The following is an 18,174-nucleotide window of genomic DNA, read 5'->3' on the forward strand; positions in this document are numbered from 1 at the left end:
AGCATGACCCACGGCAACGCGCCCGCCGCTTCCCCACGATCGACCCTGGTGGTCACCGCGCACGCGGGGGACTTCGTGTGGCGGGCGGGCGGCGCCATCGCCCTGGCCGCCTCGCGCGGCGAGAAGGTCACCATCGCCTGCCTGACCTTCGGCGAGCGCGGCGAGTCCGCCAAGGCCTGGCGCGAGGGGAAGAAGCTGGAGGAGATCAAGGCCCTCCGCAGGGAGGAGGCGGAGAGGGCCGCCGCCGTGCTCGGCGCCGAGGTCCGCTTCTTCGACGCCGGCGACTACCCGCTGCTCCCCACGCCCGAGCTCACCGACCGGCTGGTCGCCGTCTACCGGGAGGTCCAGCCGGACGTCGTCCTCACCCACCCCGTCGAGGACCCCTACAACGGCGACCACCCGGCGGCCAACCGGATGGCCCTGGAGGCGCGCGTGCTCGCCCAGGCCATCGGCTACCCGGGCCCCGGCGAGATCATCGGCGCCCTGCCGGTCTTCTACTTCGAGCCGCACCAGCCCGAGATGAGCGGCTTCCGGCCCGAGGTCCTGCTCGACATCACCGAGGTGTGGGAGACCAAGCGCAAGGCGATGGAGTGCCTCGCCGCCCAGCAGCACCTGTGGGACTACTACACCGACCTCGCCGTACGCCGCGGGGTCCAGCTCAAGCGCAACGCCGGCCCGAACCTGGGCCTCGCGCACCGGACCGTGGCCGAGGCGTACATGCGCCCCTACCCGCAGATCGCGAAGGAGCTGGCATGAGCGGCGTCATCGTCACCGGCCCGCCGAAGGCGGACCCGAAGGACGTCGACGCGCTGGCCGCCTTCGGGGTGGCCACCGTGAGCGAGGCCATGGGACGGACGGGCCTGCTGGGCCCGGGGATCCGCCCGGCGCAGCAGGGCGTCCGGGTCGCCGGCACCGCCGTCACCGTGCTCAGCTGGCCCGGCGACAACCTCATGATCCACGCGGCCGTCGAGCAGTGCGGCGAGGGCGACATCCTGGTCGTCACCACCACCTCGCCGTCCACCGACGGCATGTTCGGCGAGCTGTTCGCCACCGCGCTCCGGCAGCGCGGGGTGCGCGGACTGGTCATCAACGCCGGCGTCCGCGACACCCGGGAACTGCGCGAGATGGGCTTCCCGGTCTGGTCGCGGGCCGTCTCCGCGCAGGGCACGGTGAAGGCCACCGGCGGGTCGGTCAACGTCCCGGTCGCCGTCGACGGGCAGGTGATCCGCCCCGGTGACGTGGTGCTCGCCGACGACGACGGGGTCGTGGTCGTGCCGCGCGAGCACGCCCGTGCCACCGCCGAGGCGTCCGAGGCCCGCGAGGCCAAGGAGGCCACGTCCCGCGCCGCCTTCCTCGAGGGCGAACTCGGCCTGGACCGCTACGGGTTGCGCGGCACGCTCGAGCGGCTCGGAGTCGTGTACAGGAGTTACGAGGAGTACACCGGCGAGGGGGCGGGATCGTGACCGGCGTGCCCGAGGGGGTGCCCTGCCTGCTGATGCGGGGCGGCACCTCCAAGGGTGCCTACTTCCTCGCCGGTGACCTGCCCGCCGAACCGGCCCCGCGCGACGCGCTGCTGCTGCGCGTCATGGGCAGCCCCGACGCACGCCGGATCGACGGTCTGGGCGGCGCGCACCCCCTCACCAGCAAGGTCGCCGTGGTCTCCCCGTCGGCCGACCCGGACGCCGACGTCGACCACCTCTTCCTCCAGGTCTCGGTCGACAGGCCCGAGGTGGGGGACCGCCAGAACTGCGGCAACATCCTGGCCGGCGTCGGCCCGTTCGCCGTCGAGCGCGGGCTGGTGGCGGCGGGGGAGGAGAGGACCTCCGTCCGCATCCGCATGGTCAACAGCGGTGACCGTGCGACGGCGACCTTCCCGACCCCGGGCGGGCGCGTGGACTACACGGGGGACACCGAGATCTCGGGCGTGCCGGGGACGGCGGCGCCCGTGACCGTCGAGTTCCCGCCGGGCGCCCGCCCGCTGCTGCCCACCGGCAACGTCCGGGACGAGATCGACGGCGTGCAGGTGACCTGCGTCGACAACGGCATGCCGACCGTCCTCGTCGCGGCCGCCTCCCTCGGGGTGACCGGCCACGAGTCGCCGGCCGACCTGGAGGCCGACGCCGAACTGGCCGAACGGCTCCGCGCGATCCGCCTGCGGGCGGGCCGGCTGATGGGTCTCGGCGACGTCTCGGACGCCACCGTGCCCAGGCTCACCCTGCTCGCCGCGCCCCGGGCCGGCGGGGCGGTCGCCACGCGCACCTTCATCCCGGTGCGGTGTCACACCTCGATCGGCGTGCTGGGCGCGGCCAGTGTGGCCGCGGGCCTGCGCGTCGAGGGCGGTGTGGGCGCGGACCTCGCACGGCTCACGCCCGGGAGCGACCGGGTCCGCATGGAACACCCCACCGGATTCCTGGACATCGAGAGCAGCCTCGGCACCACCCCCGACGGGCTGCCCGCGGCCCGCCGCACCGCCGTGGTCCGCACGGCCCGCAAGATCTTCGACGGCACCGTGTCCCCCCGGTCCGCCGAGACGGCACCGATCCCCTCGCACCCCCTTGGAGGTCCACGATGACTCCGCCGCTCGGCGACATCGCCCACATAGGCCACGCCCAGCTCTTCACCCCGGACCTGGACGCCAGCGTCGCCTTCTTCACCGACTACATGGGACTCACCGTCAACGGCCACGACGGGGACACGGTCTACCTGCGGACCTACGACGACTACGAGCACCACAGCCTGGTGCTCACCGCCCGCGAGCAGCCCGGCCTCGGCCGGCTCGCCCTGCGCACCTCCAGCGAGGAGGCGCTCCGGCGCCGGGTCGAGGCGGTCGAGGAGGCGGGCGGCACCGGCCGCTGGGCCGAGGACGAACCCGGCCTCGGCAAGCTCTACGTCACCACCGATCCGGACGGCCACGAGCACGCCCTCTACTGGGAGAGCGAGCACTACCGGGCCCCCGACGAGCTGGGACCGGCGCTGAAGAACCAGCCGCAGGCCAAGCCCAACCGGGGGGTGGGGGTGCGGCGCCTGGACCACGTCAACTTCCTCGCCGCCGACGTCCTCGCCAACGCCGAGTTCCAGCAGGACGTGCTCGGCGCCCGGCCCACGGAGCAGATCCGGCTCGACAGCGGGAAGGTCGCCGCCCGCTGGCTGACGTACACCGACAAGTCCTACGACGTCGTCTACACCTCGGACTGGACCGGCTCGGCCGGGCGGCTGCACCACATCGCCTTCGCCACCGACACCCGCGAGGACATCCTGCGCGCCGCCGACCTCGCCATCGACACCGGTGTGTTCATCGAGACGGGCCCGCACAAGCACGCCATCCAGCAGACGTTCTTCCTGTACGTCTACGAGCCGGGCGGCAACCGCGTCGAGCTGTGCAACCCGCTCACGCGGCTCGTGCTGGCGCCCGACTGGCCGCTGATCACCTGGACCGAGGAGGAACGGAAGAAGGGCCAGGCCTGGGGCCTGAAGACCATCGAGTCGTTCCACACGCACGGTACGCCGCCGGTCGCCTAGACCGACGGAACGGGGGGTGGACGCGCGCACGGGGGCGCGTCCCCCCTTTCGTTCCCGTATCGCCGATGAGATTGTTGACAAAAGCGTTGATACTTTTCGGGCGGATCCTTGGCGTCCAGCGCACACCGGGTCAGCCGCACGAGCCGCGTCGACCCGCCCCCGCTCCCGGCTCCGCCCGAGTCGGGGCCCCTCACCCGGATCCCCTCCAGGGAACGCCTCCTGGACGAGAGGAAAACAACGATGTCCTCCTCCCCCGCTCCGTCCGCCCGCGGCGGCAGGCTGGCCTTCCTGGCCGTCGGCCTGTGCTGGCTCGCCGTCTTCTTCGACGGCCTGGACATGTTCATCTACGGGTCGGTGCTGCCGCACCTGCTGGAGACCAAGACCTTCGGCATCACCCCGGACCAGGCCGGCGACCTCGGCAGCTACGCCACCTTCGGCATGCTGGTCGGCGCCCTGACCGCGGGCACCGTCGCCGACCGGATCGGCCGCAAGAAGCTGATGGTCGCCTGTGTGACCCTCTTCTCGCTGGCCTCCGCGGTGTGCGCGGTGGCGGACGGCGTCGCGGTCTTCGGCCTCGGCCGGACCCTGGCGGGCATCGGCCTCGGCGGCCTGCTGCCGACCGCCGTCAGCATGGTCTCCGACTACGCCCCGCGCGGCCGCGCCGCCATCGTCATCGGCCTGCTGATGACCGCCCACCACGCCGGCGGCATCCTCTCCGCGTACGTCGCCAAGTGGCTCGTGGAGCCGGTCGGCTGGCGCTCGGCGTTCTGGGTCTGCGTGCTGCCGCTGCTCTTCGCGCCGGTGCTCGCCAGGTTCCTGCCCGAGTCGCTGAGCTTCCTGGTGGCCAAGGGCCGGACGGAGGAGGCCCGCGCGCTGGCCGCCCGCTACGACGTCGAGCTGCCCGCCGCCAGGTCCGACCGGCAGGGCACGGACGAACGCTGGACCAGCCTGGTCAACCTCTTCCGCGGCGGCGAGTGGATCCAGACCCTGCTGTACTGGCTCGCCTCGTTCGGCGGTCTGCTCCTGGTCTACGGCGTCGCCACCTGGCTGCCCACCCTGATGCGCGCCGAGGGCTACGCACTGGGCTCCGCCCTGTCCTTCGTCGTCGTCTTCAACCTCGGCGGCATCGTGGGCATGCTGGTCGCCGGACGGGCCGCCGACCGCTTCGGCGCCCCGCGCATCTCGGCGGTCTGGTTCGCGCTGACGGCCGCCGGCGTGTACCTGCTCAGCGTGCACATGCCGATGACGGTGACGATGGCCGTCGTCTTCCTCACGGGTGTCTTCCTCAACAGCGCCCAGACGATGATCTACGCGACGGTCTCCATCCGCTCCCACCCCGGCAACCGCGCCACCGCCGTCGGCTGGACCTCGGGCATGGGCCGCTTCGGCGCCGTCTTCGGCCCGTGGCTCGGCGGCCAGCTCCTCGCCGCCGGCCACGGCGACTGGGGGTTCACGGCGTTCGCGCTGGCCGGTGTGTCCTCGACGGTGTTCATCGGGGTCGCGGCGCTGCGCGGCTCGCGGCAGGGTGCCCAGGACGGCCCGCAGGCCAAGCAGTTGGCCGCGCACTGAGCGGCCGGGCGGCCCGCCCGGCCGCCCTCGGCGCCGCCGGGGAGGCGGCCCGGCGGACCCGGGAGTGCGGCACCGCCTCCGCCGGCGGCCGGCGACACCCGGCCGCTCATCGGATGGGGTAGGGTTGACCTGCGTGATCACGCGGTCCACCGCGCGAACCGCATCGGGACGTGGCGCAGCTTGGTAGCGCACTTGACTGGGGGTCAAGGGGTCGCAGGTTCAAATCCTGTCGTCCCGACGGACGGACGGGCCGTCGGCCCGGACCAGGGCCCTGCCTCACCTCGGTGAGGCAGGGCCCTCCGTCGTTTCCCGAGTCCTCGGCCGTTTCCCGGGCCTCCGCCCGGTGGCGGGGCCGCGAGCAGCCGAACGGGGGAGTCCCGCATGCACGGCGCCGGTCCCGGATCGAGTCTTGTGCCATGGAAATCCGACCGTGGGTGATCGTCGAGGCGCCGGACCGTCGTGGTCTCCGCCGCGTCGTCGTGGGCGGCGAGACGGTGGGCGGCGTCTGGTCGCTGCGCCAGCTGCGGAAGCTGCTCGACCGCCTCGGTTGTCCGAAGGACATGGACCTGAAGGACCCGGCGTCCGTGTACTGGCGCGGAGGGGACAGCGACACGTGGCCCGACCGTGCCCGGCGACGGCACGCGACCGTCGTGCTGATGACGGCGGGAATGCTGGCTTCCGCGATCCTGAACACCGTCATCGGATGGCCGGACGCCATCGGTGCTCTCACGTTCGCGCAACGCATGAGCGGGGCCCTGATCCTCCTGTCCGGTGCGGTGCAGGCGGTGGCGGTGATCGCGGTGCTCAACCACTGGGGGAGACGGCAGCACAGGAGTTCCGGGGCGGTCGTCCTGCTGGGGGTCCTCATCGCACTGGCCACGGACGGTCTGCTGCTGTTCATGTGGTTCGAGGAAAAGGAGTACACGCCCTATCTGCTGGTGTTCGTGCCGCTCTGGTGCTGGTCCCTGTGGGCGCTCTGGGTCCTCGTCCGGGAGAGGGCGTGGCAGGGGGTTCCGCGCCCCAAGACATTCGCGGCCGGGGTGGTCGTCACGGCGCTCATGACCGCCGTGAGCCTGGCGTACTCCACCATGTACCAGCCCGCGGCGGCTCCCGTGCACTTCGTTCTGAAGGCGGAATTCGGTGCGTCGCGGGCCGACAACAGGAAACCGCTCGTGCACGTCCCGGTGAAACTTTACGTGAAGAACGCCGGAGGGATTCCGGTCTACATCATCAACAGCGATTACACGGTGTACGGAAGAAGTGCCGAGTATTCCGAGGGAGGGGACCGGCTGGAGGAGTGGAGGAGGAGTCTGGATGAAAAACGTGACGAGGATGCCGAACGCTACGTCGGCCGGTTGAGTTTCACCACGGTGAGCAGCGGGAGATTCTACCGGCCGGGCGACTCGCTCGACGTCGGACAGGAACAAGCCATGGAACGTGTGTTCCAGATCCCGGTGGACGCCGAGTTCGACACGGTGAACGTCTTCCTGCAGATCACGTACATGAGGAAGGACCGGGGAAAGCTCGACGTGGCCCAGTTCCGGCGGATGCACCGTTCGTGGGACAAGAAGGAAGGCGTGTACTACTGCCGGCCGGAAAAGTGCGGGGAGGAACTCTATTACCACGGCAGGGTGCGGCACAACAACAACCTCGTCAACGTGACGCGCAAACCGCGATATGTGACGGCGGTCTGGTCCCCCGGGCAAGGCCCCTCTACTCCATTTCGTCGTACTACTTCAAAGGCAGGGTCGACCGTTCGGAAGAACGGAGGGACGTCGACAGGTACGGTGCTTCGACGGCCTACGCCGACACCGAGGTGCCCGTCGCGGAGCTGCTGGGAGCAGCCGGAGGCTGACGGAGCCCGGGTCCTCCTACGCCTCCTCGGCCAGCTCGAGCCAGGTCCCCGTCCTCACTCCCTGCTGGTCGAGGTGCCGGGCCGACTGGAGGCAGTGGAGACCCGGAAGGCCGACGGTGCCGAACAGCTCGTCCGCCGGTACGACGCCGGCGAGCCCGGTGACGAGCGGGGCGACTTCGAAGGGGGCGTTGTCGTACTTGTTGTTCTGCAGCTGGGCCTGGACGTCGAGGGAATCCGTTCCGGATTCCCGGGCCTTCCAGAAGTCCTTCACCCCTTCGTCGTCCCACTGCTCGGGAGTCAGCCGTTCGAGGCCCCGGGTGAGGGCGCGGTCGTCGGGGACGGACTTGAAGACGGCGTTGGCGCAGACCTCGGCCGCCTCGCCGAGCGGTACGTCCGGAAGGCCCTGGGCGAGGGCGATCTTCTTCATCTGCTCGTTCAGCCGGGCGAGCTGCTCGTCCGCCTCTTTCCGCGCCTCCTCCCGCTCCTCCTCCGACACCCTGGGATCACTGTCCTCCTGCAGGGACGAGCTGGCTTCGTCCGCGGTCTCCGCGAGGCCGTGCCGGCTCCCCTCGGACGTCTCGGACCGGCCGACCGTCTCCAGCGCGACGCCTATCGTCGCCGCGTCCCGGCGGGACTGCTGCGCGGCGTCGGCCCTGCTCCTCGCCGCGTTCCCGCCCTGCGTCGGGTACGCGTCCGCGCTCGACATCAGGACGTCGTACACCTGGTCGATGGTGTTGGCCAAATGGTCCCTCAGCTCCCGCGGCGTCGCGGGGTCCCCGATCACGCGCAGGACGGACGTGCACCTCTCCACGATCAGGATGACCGCGGCGCGCTCCTCGGGCGGGACCCCCGGGGCGCGGGCCGCGTCCAGCGCGGAAATCATCTGCTTCACGATCCCGATCAGCTTCTCCCGCACCTCGGGAGGAGTCCCGGGGTCATTGATGACCTCCAGTGCGGCGGCGATCTCCTTCGCGCTCTCGATGACCCCCTCCCTCTCCTGCGGTGATGCGTCCGGGGCTTCGGCCTCCTCCAGGACGGTGGTCAGTTCGGAGACGCTCGACGCGAGTTCCGCGGGGACTTCCGTCACTTCCTGGGCCAGTATTTCGGTTACTTCTTCAATCTCTTTCTTCTGTTCCTCGGTGGGTTCGGGTGTCACCCCGTCCGTTTCTTCATCGGGTCCGGTCGTCTCACCACCGTCAGGTGTTCCGTTCTGCTCCGACGTCTCACTCGTCGGAGTGTCGGTCGGCTCCGTAGGATCCGTCGGATCTGTCGGCTCCGCCGGATCCGTCGATCCCGGCGGATCGCTCGGATCCGTCGGTTCCGAGGGCTCGTCCGGTGGCGTCGGCGGAGGCTCCGTGGGGGTCGGCTCCGCCGGCGGATCGGACGGGGGAGGCGTTGTCTGAGCGGGTATTCCAGCCGTGATCCCGTCGCCGGTGTGAGGTGCTGCCGTGGCGGCCGCCAGACTTGCGGGAAAGGCGAGCACCGCGGCCACGGCGGATGCGCTGACCGTGCGGGAGACATGTCGCCGGATTTTTCTGGCCATGATGGTTCCGGATGCGGTGAGCGTCGTACTGCGCTTTCATTTCCATCGCGCGCTCTTCCCTTTCGCGGGTGGCGCTGCGGAGGAGATTGAAATGTGCATCGGTCAATAGGGAGCCGATATAATTCCACTCTTCACCCGCACGGCGCGGCCCGCAAGGTGAGGCCTCCCGCCGTCGGCCGGCGCGGGTGCCGTGCGGACACCGGACATGGCGTGGGCCGGGGATGCCACCCTCCCCCGAAGGTGGCATCCCCGGCCGCTTCCCCCGGCGCCGGACTGTGGATCGGGCGTCCGTGTACGGCCGGCGGCCCGTGCCGTCACCAGCACATGACCGCCGTCTCGCCCGAACCCCAGGCGGAGTACAGGCGGATACGGACGTAATAGCGGCGGCCCTTGACGAGCCGGGCCGCGATCGTCGCGTTGCGCGGGGTTCCCCCGTCGTCGTGGCCGGCGAGGAAGCGGGGCTCCCCGTCCCGCTCCTCGAAGAGCACGACGACCGTGTCACCGTCGCCGAAGGTGCCCACCGTGTAGTCGCGGGTCTCCGGCGGATCGATGCGGAAGTCCGCCTGCTCGCCCGGGCCCAGACCCAGCGGCACCGAACGGAACGGCACCAGCGCGGGCGGCCGCGGCGGATCGGCCGGCGGATACCAGCGGAGCACGAACTCCTTGTCGGCGGGGGACAGCGTGCCCGGCGGGTGCACACCCCCGCGGTACTGCTCCGGCTCCAGGATCAGCCCCGGAGGGAACGCGTACTGCATGATCGACTGCGGGTCCCAGACGGAGCCGTTCACCTCGTCCGGGCCGATCTTGCGCAGCACGTTGTGGAACGTCCGGTCCCGGCTCCAGTGGTTCGGAGGGCCGGCCAGTTCGGCGTACACCGCCTCGTCGTCCCAGTGGATACCGGCGTACGGGCTCTGGTGCTCGTGCAGCATCCCGAGCGCGTGCCCGATCTGGTGCAGGGCCGTCGCGCGCTCACCCGGTGCGGTCAGGTCCCAGCCGAAGTTCATGGTGCGGTCGTGCACACCGACCCGGAGCGCGTCCCTGCCCACGGCCGACCAGGAGCCGTCACCGGGCTGGAACCCGATGCGCAGCTCCGCCTCGGAGCGGTCACGGACCTCGGCGAAGGTCAGCCCGATCCCGAGACCGCGCCACTCCTCGAAGCACTCGCGCACGACGTCCTGCTGCTCCTTCGCACCGCCCCAGGGAACCCAGTGGGTCCGCCCGGTTCCGGGACGGCGATGACCGATCCCTCGGTGTCGCCGCGGAAGAAGCAGTAGTGCAGCACGGTGCCGTTGACCCACATCCGCCGCCCGCAGACCAGCGCGCCGAGCCGCTCGGCGGCCAGGCCCGGCGCGGACGCGGGGGCCGGCTGCGGCGGCAGCGAGCAGTAACGAGCGGTCATGGGCCACAGGCTGCCGTGCGACGGGCCCCGGGCGCCTGAGTCGAGGTCTGCTCAAGTGACCCTGTATCAGGCGTGAGTATCCGCGCTCCTGTTTCATGTGACGACGACACCGCGACGGGACGCCACCGGGCCGCACGAGCCGCACGAGCCGCACGAGAAGGCCACGACGACCCCTGGTCCGTCCTGGCCGTTCACCGGCCGGGAGGACGAACTCGACCTGGTGCGGCGGTCGCTGACCGGCGCACGGCGCGGCCTCGTGGTGACCGGACCGGCGGGCCGGGGCAAGACCCGGCTCGTCACCGAGGCCGTCCGGGGCACCGACTGCGCGCGCGTCACCGGGACGCCGCAGACCCGGGACCTCCCCTTCGCCGCCTTCGCCGCCCTGCTGCCCGAGCCCGTGACCCTGCACCGCGCGCTGCACCTCCTGTCCGGGACGCGGACGCTGCTGGTCGACGACGCCCATCTGCTCGACGACGCCTCCGCCGCCCTGCTCCACCAGCTCGCCGTGCAGGGACGCACCCGGCTGCTGGTCGTGGTGACCGACGGCGAGCCGGCGCCCGCCGCCGTGTCCCGGCTGTGGACCGGGGAGCTGCTGCCCCGCCTGGCGCTGCCCGAGCTGTCCCGGGAGGAGACCGCGCGGCTGCTCGCGGCGGGCACGCGCCACGCCCTGGAGCCGCTCACCGTGAACCGGCTGCACCGCTTGTGCGGCGGGGACCTGCGGCTGCTGCGGGAACTGCTGGCCGCGGTCCGCGAGCAGGGGCGGCTCGTCCGCGTCCCGGGCACCGACGCGTGGGCCTGGCGGGGCCCGGTGCCGCTGACCCCGGTCGTGCGCGAACGCACCGCCCGCCTCCTGGACCGCGCCCGCCCCGAGGAGCGCGAGACGCTCGACCGCCTCGCCTTCGCCGAACCCCTGCCGCCGGCCCCGGAGGACCTCGACCTCGCCGCCCTGGAACGCCTGGAGAGCGAGGGCCTGGTCCGCGTCGACGACCTCCCCCGAGGTCCCGGCTCCGCCCGGTCAGGGGGGACCCCCGTCGGCGTCCGGCTGGCCCACGCCCTGCACGGCCCGGTCCTGCGGGCCGCCGCCGGCCGGCTGCGGGCCCGCCGGCTGGCCCGCGCGCCCGAGGAGTACGGCCCCGCCCTGGACGCCGAGTCGGCGGAGCTGACCCGGCGGATCGAACGGGCCGACGTGGCGGCGGTCCCGGCGCCCGTGGGGGACTGGCTGGTGGCGGAGGGAGCCCCGGTCCCGGCCGGGTACGCGGCCCTGCGCGCCCGGTACGCGCGGCTGCGCGGCGAACCGGGGGAAGCGGCCGCATGGGCCCGCGAGGGCCTGCGCACCGCTCCGGCAGACCCGTCCTGCCGCGCGGAACTCGCCGCGTCCGAGGTACGGTGCGCAGCGCCGGCCGAGCCGTACGACGGCTCCCGCGACAGCGGCTCCGCCGACGGCGACCCCTACGACGCCGTACGCCTCGGCACCCCCGAACGGGCGGCCGGCCGGCTCGGCGGCGTCTTCGCCGACCACGCCGACGCCCTCGCCCGCGCCGACGGACCCGCACTGGACCGGGTGGCCGAGGAGCTCCGGCGGCGCGGCTTCCTGCTGTTCGCCGCCGAGGCGCACGCCCAGGCCGCGGGCGCCCACCGGGATCCGCTCGCCGCCCGCACCTCGCGCACCCGCGCCGTCGCGCTCGCCCGCCGCTGCCAGGGCGCCCGCACCCCCGCGCTCGCGGGCCTGGTGCTGGGCGAACTCACCGCGCGGCAACGGCAGATCGTCACCCTCGCCGCGGCCGGCCTCAGCAACCGGCAGATCGCGCAGCGCCTCACGCTGTCCGTCCGCACCGTCGGCAACCACCTGTACGGCGCCTACGCCCGCCTCGGCGCGAGCGACCGCGGCGCACTGCCGCCGCTCACGCGACCGCCGCAGGCGCAGCCGGCGTGAGGCACCGGGCTCAGGCCGCCCCGAACGCGGAGAACGCCCACCCGGTGGCCTGGTGCAGCGCGTCACCGGGCAGCGCGGCCCGGGCGTCGCGCAGCGCCTGGGCGAGGGACAGCCCGGCGTCGATCCCCTTGTGCAGCGCGAGCATCAGCGGCACCACGGCGGCGTCGTTGACGGGCGCGCTGCACGCCACCACCCCCGCCGTGCCCAGCGGCAGCAACGCCGTCACCAGGCCGAGGAGTTCGTCGGCGCCGACGGTGGCGAACCGCGCGGTGTCGCAGCAGGACAGGATGATCCGGTACGGGCTGCGGTCCAGGCGCTCGAAGTCGTGGACGATGAGCGGCCCGTCGGCCATCCGCAGCGAGGAGAACATCGGGCCGTCCGCGCGGAAGGTGCCGTGCGCGGCGATGTGCGCCAACGCGGCCCCGTCCAGTTCCGCCAGCACGCGCGGCACCGCCGCGTCGTCGTCCTCCAGGACGGTCGCGCCGCCGTAACGGCCGGCCAGCTCGGGCACCTCCGCGCCGCCGGTCGCCAGGCCCGGGCCGCGCACCAGCACCTGGCGGCCCCCGGGCGGCGGCGCGGTCTCCCGCGCGCGCAGCCAGCTGCTCGCCGACGGCGACACGCTCAGCACCCGCTCCCGCAGCGAGGGCAGCAGCGCCCACGGCACCCGGTGCAGCCGCCCCGGCGGCACGATCACCACCGGACCCGTGCCCAGGTGCGCCGCCGCCGGGCCCAGCAGCAGCTCCTCCAGCCGGCGGCCCGCGGCCTCCACCACCGGCAGCCGCGCCTCCGCCCCCGGATGCGCCAGCCTCCGCAGCCCGGCCTGCACGTGCTCGGCCTCGGTCTCCGCCGCCGCCAGCAGGCCCGCCTCGAACCGCCGCACCCGACCCTGCCCGCACAGCAGCACCTGCACCCGCCCGCCGAGCACGGCGAGCTCCACCAGCTGTCCGCCGTCACCGTCGCCCAGCCGGTCGAGCAGCCGGCCGACGTCGAAGCGGTCCCCGCCGTCGGGGGCCTCGCCGCGCATGTGCAGCGTCCGGGAGCGGATCTCCCGCTCCAGGCGCCGCTGCTCCCGCTCCAGCGCCGGCACGGGCTTGCCCTCCATGCGGGCCTCCTCCGCGCGGGCGGCGATCTCCCGGTAGGCGGTCATGCCGCTGAGCAGCGCGGGGTCGGCGGGCGGCCGGGTGGGCGGCGCGGACAGGGCGGTGGCCCGCCAGCGCTCGCTCCACACCAGCAGCCGCCGCGGTCCGCCCGAGACCAGACTGGCCTGCTGGGCGAGGGCGGCCAGCTCCGCCCCTTGCGCGGTGGCGCGGGCCCTCAGCTCCGAGGCGCCCAGCGTCATCCGGTGGTCGTCGAGCACGTCGAGGCCGCGCCGGCAGGCCTCCAGCACACCCCGCGCGGATCCGGCGGCCCGCGCGCGCAGCGCCTGCGCCGCCCAGCCCGTCATCCGCGCCAGCGGGGGCCCGCCGAGCCTGCTGCGGGCGGCGACCGCCAGGTGCCGCTCCGCGTCCTGCGTCCAGCCCAGGTCCAGCGCGATCCGGCCCGCGAGCAGGGACGCCTCGGGGGCGGCGGGCGCGCCGAGCGCGGCCAGCCTCTCGGCCACCGCCGCCGCGTCCGCGACCAGCCGGCCCGAACCGCGCCCGGCCGCGTGGCGGGCCCCGATCAGCACCAGCCGCGCGTGCGTCTCCCACCAGGTGCGCCGCTGCCCCGCGAACAGCCGCACGGCGAGTGCCGCGCGCGCGATCGCCGTCTGCGGATCGTCCGCCAGCCGGGCCGCCCGCGCGGCGGCCAGCAGCAGTTCCGCCTTGCGGGTGGACTGCCCGCCGATCCCGTCCAGCGCCCTGATCGCCGCGTCCGCCTCGGCCAGCGCCTCCGCGGGCAGTCCGGCGGCCATCAGCACCTCGCAGCGCCGGATGTTCAGCATGAACGTCGGCGTGCCGAGCTTGGCGTACCGCTCCTCCGCCTCGTCGAACAGTCTCAGCGCCGCCGGGACGTCGCCCGAGCGGAACGCGGCCAGCCCCCGGCTCTCCACGGCGTCCGCCTTGTCGTGCTCCTGCCCCGTGGTGTCCCACAGCGCCTCGGCCGCGGTGAAGTCGGCGTCCGCCCGCTCCACCGCGCCCAGCGCCAGATGCACCGTGGCCCGCAGGGTCAGCGCGCGCGCCGTCCAGATCACGTCGTCCGCCTGCCGCAGGACGGGCACCGCGCGCCGTACGTCCTCCAGCGCCTCCTTGTGGTGGCCCAGCACCCACCACGCGTACGCCCGGCGGAACAGCACGCGCGCGCGGGTGTGTCCGGTGCCGCGGGCGACCCCCCGGCCCAGGGCGTCCATGCCCTGCCGGGTGCGTCCCGCGTGCACCAGCGCGACCCCGAGCGTGGCGAGGACGTCCGCCTCCCGCTCGGCCGAGTCCGCGCGCGCCGCCCAGTCCCGGGCCCGCCGCAGATGGGACAGGGCCAGCCGCATGTCGCCGAAGTCCCGCTGCCAGATGCCGATCACCTGGTGGGCGACGGAGGCGTGCAGGGGCGGGGGACGGTCGCGCAGCACCTCTTCCGCCCTCGCCAGGGCCTCGCCGGGGGCGGCGAACACCATCGGCAGCAGTTCCAGCACCGATTCGCTTCCCGCTGTCACCTTACGGATGGTAGTGGTCCGCAACCGCGCCCCACAGGTACGACGTTGTATCAAACGACCGCTTCGGGGCTCTGGTTCAGGACAGCTCCTCGGCCCCGGTCGCCGCCGCCCCAGTGGAGGACACGCCATGGCACCACAGCGATTCCGCGAGCAGTTCGACCAGATCCAGCGCTCGATGCCCGACGTCCCCCTGGCGATGGGACCGGACGACGCGGGCGAGTTCCTCTACGAGAAGGGTGTCGTCCTCGCCCGCGACGGGGAGGAGGCCCGCGTCGTCGAGGACACCGTGCGGCAGCACTTCACCACGTTCGCCGGACCCGCCCCGGACCACGTGGGCCGGGTGAGCCCGGAGACCAACCGCTCCGGCATCACCCGCATCCGGGTCGCCGACCCGGGGCAGGGCGACGGCAGCGGCGATCCGGCGGTCGCGGGCGCACTGCGCGCGCTCTCGGCGACCGAGGGCCGCGCCGGGCGCCGGCTGATCAGCCGCAACCACGTGGTGTCGATCGCCGTCAACGCCTGCCCCGGTGACGAACCCGTGCCCGTCCAGGCCGGCGAGCAGCCCAACCCGGCCGCCGCCCGGGCCGACCACGACCCGGACAGCGCCGTCAGCGTCCTCGTCGTCGACACCGGCCTCACGCACGACTACCGCTCCTACCCGCTGCTCGCCCACACCCGGGGCGACGCCCAGGTCGAGGAGTGCGACGGCGAGGGCGTCCTGAAGCAGTACTGCGGACACGGCACGTTCATCGCCGGGCTCGTCGCCGCCGTCGCCCCCTGCACCGACATCACGGTCCGCGGCACGCTCAACGACGCCGGCGCCATCCTGGAGTCCGAGTTCGGCGAGAAGCTCTTCGAGGCCGTCGACCGGGACGGCTGGCCGGACGTCATCAGCCTCTCCGCCGGCACCTCCAACGGTCGCACCGACGGCCTCCTCGGCATCGACGCGTTCATGGAGGAACTGCGCGAGCAGCACACCCTGCTGGTCGCCGCCGCCGGCAACAACGCCAGCGCCACCCCGTTCTGGCCCGCCGCCTACGCCGGCCTGCCCGGCTACGAGAACGCCGTGCTGTCGGTCGGCGCGCTGCGCGGCGACGGCGAGTTCGGCGCCTGCTTCAGCAACCACGGCGCCTGGGTGTCGGTCTACGCCCCCGGTGAGCGCCTCGTCAGCGCCCTCACCGGCTTCGACACCCCCGTGCCGTACGTGTACCAGCACTCCACCTACGACGCCTGCCGCTACGGCTTCTCCTACGCCTGCACCTGCCGGCACCCGCGCCACACCGGCGTGCTGAGCGAGGAGGGCGGCCGGGCCAAGCCGGACCAGGTGATGTTCGAAGGGCTCGCCCAGTGGAGCGGCACCTCGTTCGCCACTCCCGTCGCCGTCGGCATGGTCGCCGCCCACATGACCGCGCAGGCGCAGACCGACCCGCGCAAGGCCCGCCGGCAGCTGCTGGACAGCAACACGGAGTTCGCCGAGGTGCGCGGGGCGCACGTCCCGGCACTCCTGCCGCCCACCTGGCGCCCGGTGCCGGTCTCGCTCCCCTCCGTGCGGGCATGAGGACCGGAACCGTCCCCTCTGCGGCGTACGATGACGTGCCGTACACGAGGGGTGGAACCGTGGAGCGAACCGATGTCGGCGCGTTGGTCCGGTCCGCCGCCGACGGCGACGCGGCGGCCTGGAAGGCGATCGTGGAAGGGCTGGGCCCACTGGTGTGGTCCGTGGTGCGCGCGCACCGGCTCTCCGACGCCGACGCGCACGAGGTCTATCAGACGGTGTGGTTCCGTTTCGCCCAGCACCTGGGGCGGATCCGGGAGCCGGACAAGGCGGGCGCCTGGCTGTCCAGCACCGCGCGGAACGAATGCCTGAAGGTGCACCGCAACGCGCGCCGGCTGATGCTGACGGACGATCCGCAGCTGCTGGACCGGGTCAGCGAGGACGGCGCGCCGGAGCAGTCGCTGCTGGAGGCGGAGGAGGCGGCCGCCCAGAGCGAACGCGTACGACGGCTGTGGGAGGAGTTCGAGGAACTGGGTGAGCGGTGCCGGCAGTTGCTGCGCGTCCTGATCGCCTCGCCGCCGCCCAGCTACCAGGAGGTGTCCGCCGCGCTCGGTATCGCGGTGGGCAGCATCGGACCCCTGCGCCAGCGCTGTCTGCGCCGGCTGCGGGCCCGGCTCGAGTCACGGGGGACGACGTGAACGGCATGAACGGCACGGACGACGTGAACGGCACGCACGACGGGGCGGCGTTCGACGAGGACTCCGACACGGCGGGGCCGGGCGGCGAGGACATCGAGGACGGGCTGCTGGAGGAGGAGCTCCGCCGGGCGGCCGCCGTGCTGGACCCGCTGCCGCCGGGTCTGCTGCAGGTCGCCGTGGACGCCTACGCGCTGCACGACCTCGACGCCCGCGTGGCCGAGCTGACCTTCGACTCGCTGGTCGACGCCATCCCGGTCAGGGGAGCGACGGACGTGCCGCGCATGCTCACCTTCAGCGCGGGCGAGGTCACCGTCGACGTCGAGGTGACCGCGCAGGGCCTGATGGGCCAGGTGCTGCCGCCCCAGCCGGCCGGCATCGAGGTGCTCGGCGGGCCGCAGGAGGGCGCCCGGCTCACGGCCGACGACATGGGCCGCTTCACCGCCGACACCCCGCCCTCCGGCCCGTTCGCCCTCCGGCTGCGCACCGGCGGGGACGTGGTCGTGACGGAGTGGCTGCGCGCCTGAGGGGACCTCGGCACCGGGCGGCCGGGCGCCGGGAACGGCGTCCGGCCGGCACACGGCCGGGTCCCTCCGGGGTCCTCGGGGGTCGTCAGCGCGTCGCGGCGTCGACCAGCGCCCCCAGCGCCGAGGCCAGCCGGGACAGTCCCGGTCCCGCGGGCCCGCCCGGCTCGGTCATGTAGGTGTCCCGGCGGATCTCCACCATCAGCGCGGACACCTCGGCCCGCTTCCCGTAGAACTCCAGCGGCACGTACGTCCCGGCGAACGGGCTGTCCAGCCCCGTCTCCCCGCACGGCGCGAACGCCTCGCGGGCCGCGCCGAGCAGCCCGGGCGGGGTGTGGAAGGAGTCGGTGCCCAGGCAGACCGCGGGCCGCGGCCCCTCGCCGTGCAGTTCGTAGGGCAGCGGCGCGCTGGGGTAGGAGTGCACGTCGATGATCACGGCCCGCCCGGTCGCCGCGAGCCGCCCGGCGACCGCCTCCGTCATCGCCCGCGCGTACGGACGGAAGTAGCGCTCGATCAGCGGCCCGGCGTCGTGTCCGTCGGGCCGCAGCACGTCCTTGTGCGTGGTCCGGGTGTAGACGGCGCCCATCCCGACGGCGAGCATCTCCTCCCGCTCGTCCGGGAACCGCTCGGGGTCGACCACCAGCCGGGACAGCCGGTTCACGAACCGCCACGGCGTGAGCCCGGCCGCGCGGGCCGCGGCCTCGGCGATGCCGGCCGTGTGCGCGTCGGTGATGTGGTCCAGCTCCCGCTCCAGCTCCGCGTCGTCCAGCACGATCCCGGACCGCACGTCGGCCGGTATCTCCCGCGCGGAGTGCGGCACATGGAGGATCACGGGCGAGTCCGCGTCGCCGGGAAGGAACTCGAAGGACGGCGGGACATCGGTCATACGGCTGCTCCAGGGGCGTTGTCAGGGGTGCACGACAAGATCAAGGTGTCACACGGCACTGACAACGCCACCGCGACCGGTGGGCCGGGACGCGGGCGGGGGGAGACGGCTCCGCCCCGGCCGGGCGCGTGGC

Annotated in this window: 13 protein-coding genes, 1 tRNA gene and 1 pseudogene; 11 read left to right on the forward strand and 4 right to left on the reverse strand. The window is 73.5% G+C overall.

Annotation, left to right across the window (positions count from 1 at the left end):
* The first annotated feature begins 3 nt into the window (after positions 1-3).
* From GL259_RS33270 to GL259_RS33295, 6 genes are all read left to right on the forward strand, one after another.
* Positions 4-756, forward strand: a complete 753-nt coding sequence (locus GL259_RS33270) for a PIG-L deacetylase family protein (RefSeq protein WP_159536973.1) — start codon at positions 4-6, stop codon at positions 754-756.
* Positions 753-1,463 (forward strand): 4-carboxy-4-hydroxy-2-oxoadipate aldolase/oxaloacetate decarboxylase, encoded by a 711-nt coding sequence (locus GL259_RS33275; RefSeq protein ID WP_159536974.1) that lies wholly within the window; start codon positions 753-755, stop codon positions 1,461-1,463. Before GL259_RS33270 ends, GL259_RS33275 begins: the two co-directional genes overlap by 4 nt.
* Positions 1,460-2,572, forward strand: coding sequence for a 4-oxalomesaconate tautomerase (locus GL259_RS33280; protein WP_159536975.1), 1,113 nt, complete (start codon positions 1,460-1,462; stop codon positions 2,570-2,572). Before GL259_RS33275 ends, GL259_RS33280 begins: the two co-directional genes overlap by 4 nt.
* Positions 2,569-3,519, forward strand: a complete 951-nt coding sequence (locus GL259_RS33285) for a catechol 2,3-dioxygenase (protein ID WP_159536976.1) — start codon at positions 2,569-2,571, stop codon at positions 3,517-3,519. Before GL259_RS33280 ends, GL259_RS33285 begins: the two co-directional genes overlap by 4 nt.
* A 240-nt stretch (positions 3,520-3,759) precedes the next feature.
* The gene (locus tag GL259_RS33290) at positions 3,760-5,088 is read left to right on the forward strand and encodes an aromatic acid/H+ symport family MFS transporter (protein WP_159536977.1); all 1,329 of its coding nucleotides are present in this window, start codon (positions 3,760-3,762) and stop codon (positions 5,086-5,088) included.
* 164 nt (positions 5,089-5,252) lie between these two features.
* Positions 5,253-5,326, forward strand: a tRNA-Pro gene (locus GL259_RS33295).
* A gap of 1,633 nt (positions 5,327-6,959) precedes the next feature.
* Here GL259_RS33295 and GL259_RS33300 read toward each other — a convergent pair.
* Positions 6,960-8,030 (reverse strand): hypothetical protein, encoded by a 1,071-nt coding sequence (locus GL259_RS33300; RefSeq protein ID WP_159536978.1) that lies wholly within the window; start codon positions 8,028-8,030, stop codon positions 6,960-6,962.
* A gap of 361 nt (positions 8,031-8,391) precedes the next feature.
* Here GL259_RS33300 and GL259_RS33305 point away from each other — a divergent pair, with 361 nt between their 5' ends.
* Entirely contained in the window at positions 8,392-8,595 is a 204-nt protein-coding gene (locus GL259_RS33305) for a hypothetical protein (protein WP_159536979.1), read from the forward strand.
* A gap of 205 nt (positions 8,596-8,800) precedes the next feature.
* Here the strand turns inward: GL259_RS33305 and GL259_RS33310 are convergent.
* Positions 8,801-9,885: pseudogene (locus tag GL259_RS33310) on the reverse strand (M12 family metallopeptidase).
* A gap of 97 nt (positions 9,886-9,982) precedes the next feature.
* Here GL259_RS33310 and GL259_RS33315 point away from each other — a divergent pair.
* Positions 9,983-11,818 carry a helix-turn-helix transcriptional regulator gene (locus GL259_RS33315; protein WP_159536980.1) on the forward strand — a complete coding sequence of 612 codons (1,836 nt, stop codon included), beginning with the start codon at positions 9,983-9,985 and terminating at the stop codon, positions 11,816-11,818.
* Positions 11,819-11,828: 10 nt separating this feature from the next.
* Here GL259_RS33315 and GL259_RS33320 read toward each other — a convergent pair whose 3' ends face one another.
* Positions 11,829-14,402 (reverse strand): CHAT domain-containing protein, encoded by a 2,574-nt coding sequence (locus GL259_RS33320; RefSeq protein WP_243762613.1) that lies wholly within the window; start codon positions 14,400-14,402, stop codon positions 11,829-11,831.
* Positions 14,403-14,568: 166 nt separating this feature from the next.
* Here GL259_RS33320 and GL259_RS33325 point away from each other — a divergent pair, with 166 nt between their 5' ends.
* Genes GL259_RS33325 through GL259_RS33335 form a run of 3 tightly spaced genes read left to right on the forward strand, consistent with a single transcriptional unit; the run spans position 14,569 to position 17,158 of the window.
* Positions 14,569-15,999, forward strand: a complete 1,431-nt coding sequence (locus tag GL259_RS33325) for a S8/S53 family peptidase (RefSeq protein ID WP_159536982.1) — start codon at positions 14,569-14,571, stop codon at positions 15,997-15,999.
* Positions 16,000-16,058: 59 nt separating this feature from the next.
* Positions 16,059-16,634: a sigma-70 family RNA polymerase sigma factor gene (locus GL259_RS33330; protein WP_159536983.1), complete on the forward strand. Its 576-nt coding sequence runs from the start codon at positions 16,059-16,061 to the stop codon at positions 16,632-16,634.
* On the forward strand, positions 16,631-17,158 hold the full coding sequence (locus GL259_RS33335) for a hypothetical protein (RefSeq protein ID WP_159536984.1): 528 nt from the start codon (positions 16,631-16,633) through the stop codon (positions 17,156-17,158). Before GL259_RS33330 ends, GL259_RS33335 begins: the two co-directional genes overlap by 4 nt.
* An 85-nt stretch (positions 17,159-17,243) precedes the next feature.
* On the opposite strand, the gene GL259_RS33340 is transcribed toward GL259_RS33335, so the two are convergent.
* Positions 17,244-18,041, reverse strand: coding sequence for an N-formylglutamate amidohydrolase (locus tag GL259_RS33340; RefSeq protein ID WP_159536985.1), 798 nt, complete (start codon positions 18,039-18,041; stop codon positions 17,244-17,246).
* Positions 18,042-18,174: the final 133 nt, after the last annotated feature.

The organism is Streptomyces sp. Tu 3180, assembly GCF_009852415.1.
Lineage (GTDB): Bacteria > Actinomycetota > Actinomycetes > Streptomycetales > Streptomycetaceae > Streptomyces.

Excerpts from the sequence above, each read along its gene's own strand:
- GL259_RS33285 (WP_159536976.1), top strand. The coding sequence starts at position 2,569 with ATGACTCCGCCGCTCGGCGACATCGCCCACATAGGCCACGCCCAGCTC.
- GL259_RS33325 (WP_159536982.1), top strand. The coding sequence starts at position 14,569 with ATGGCACCACAGCGATTCCGCGAGCAGTTCGACCAGATCCAGCGCTCG.
- GL259_RS33290 (WP_159536977.1), top strand. The coding sequence starts at position 3,760 with ATGTCCTCCTCCCCCGCTCCGTCCGCCCGCGGCGGCAGGCTGGCCTTC.
- GL259_RS33270 (WP_159536973.1), top strand. The coding sequence starts at position 4 with ATGACCCACGGCAACGCGCCCGCCGCTTCCCCACGATCGACCCTGGTG.
- GL259_RS33275 (WP_159536974.1), top strand. The coding sequence starts at position 753 with ATGAGCGGCGTCATCGTCACCGGCCCGCCGAAGGCGGACCCGAAGGAC.
- GL259_RS33340 (WP_159536985.1), bottom strand. The coding sequence starts at position 18,041 with ATGACCGATGTCCCGCCGTCCTTCGAGTTCCTTCCCGGCGACGCGGAC.
- GL259_RS33320 (WP_243762613.1), bottom strand. The coding sequence starts at position 14,402 with ATGGTGTTCGCCGCCCCCGGCGAGGCCCTGGCGAGGGCGGAAGAGGTG.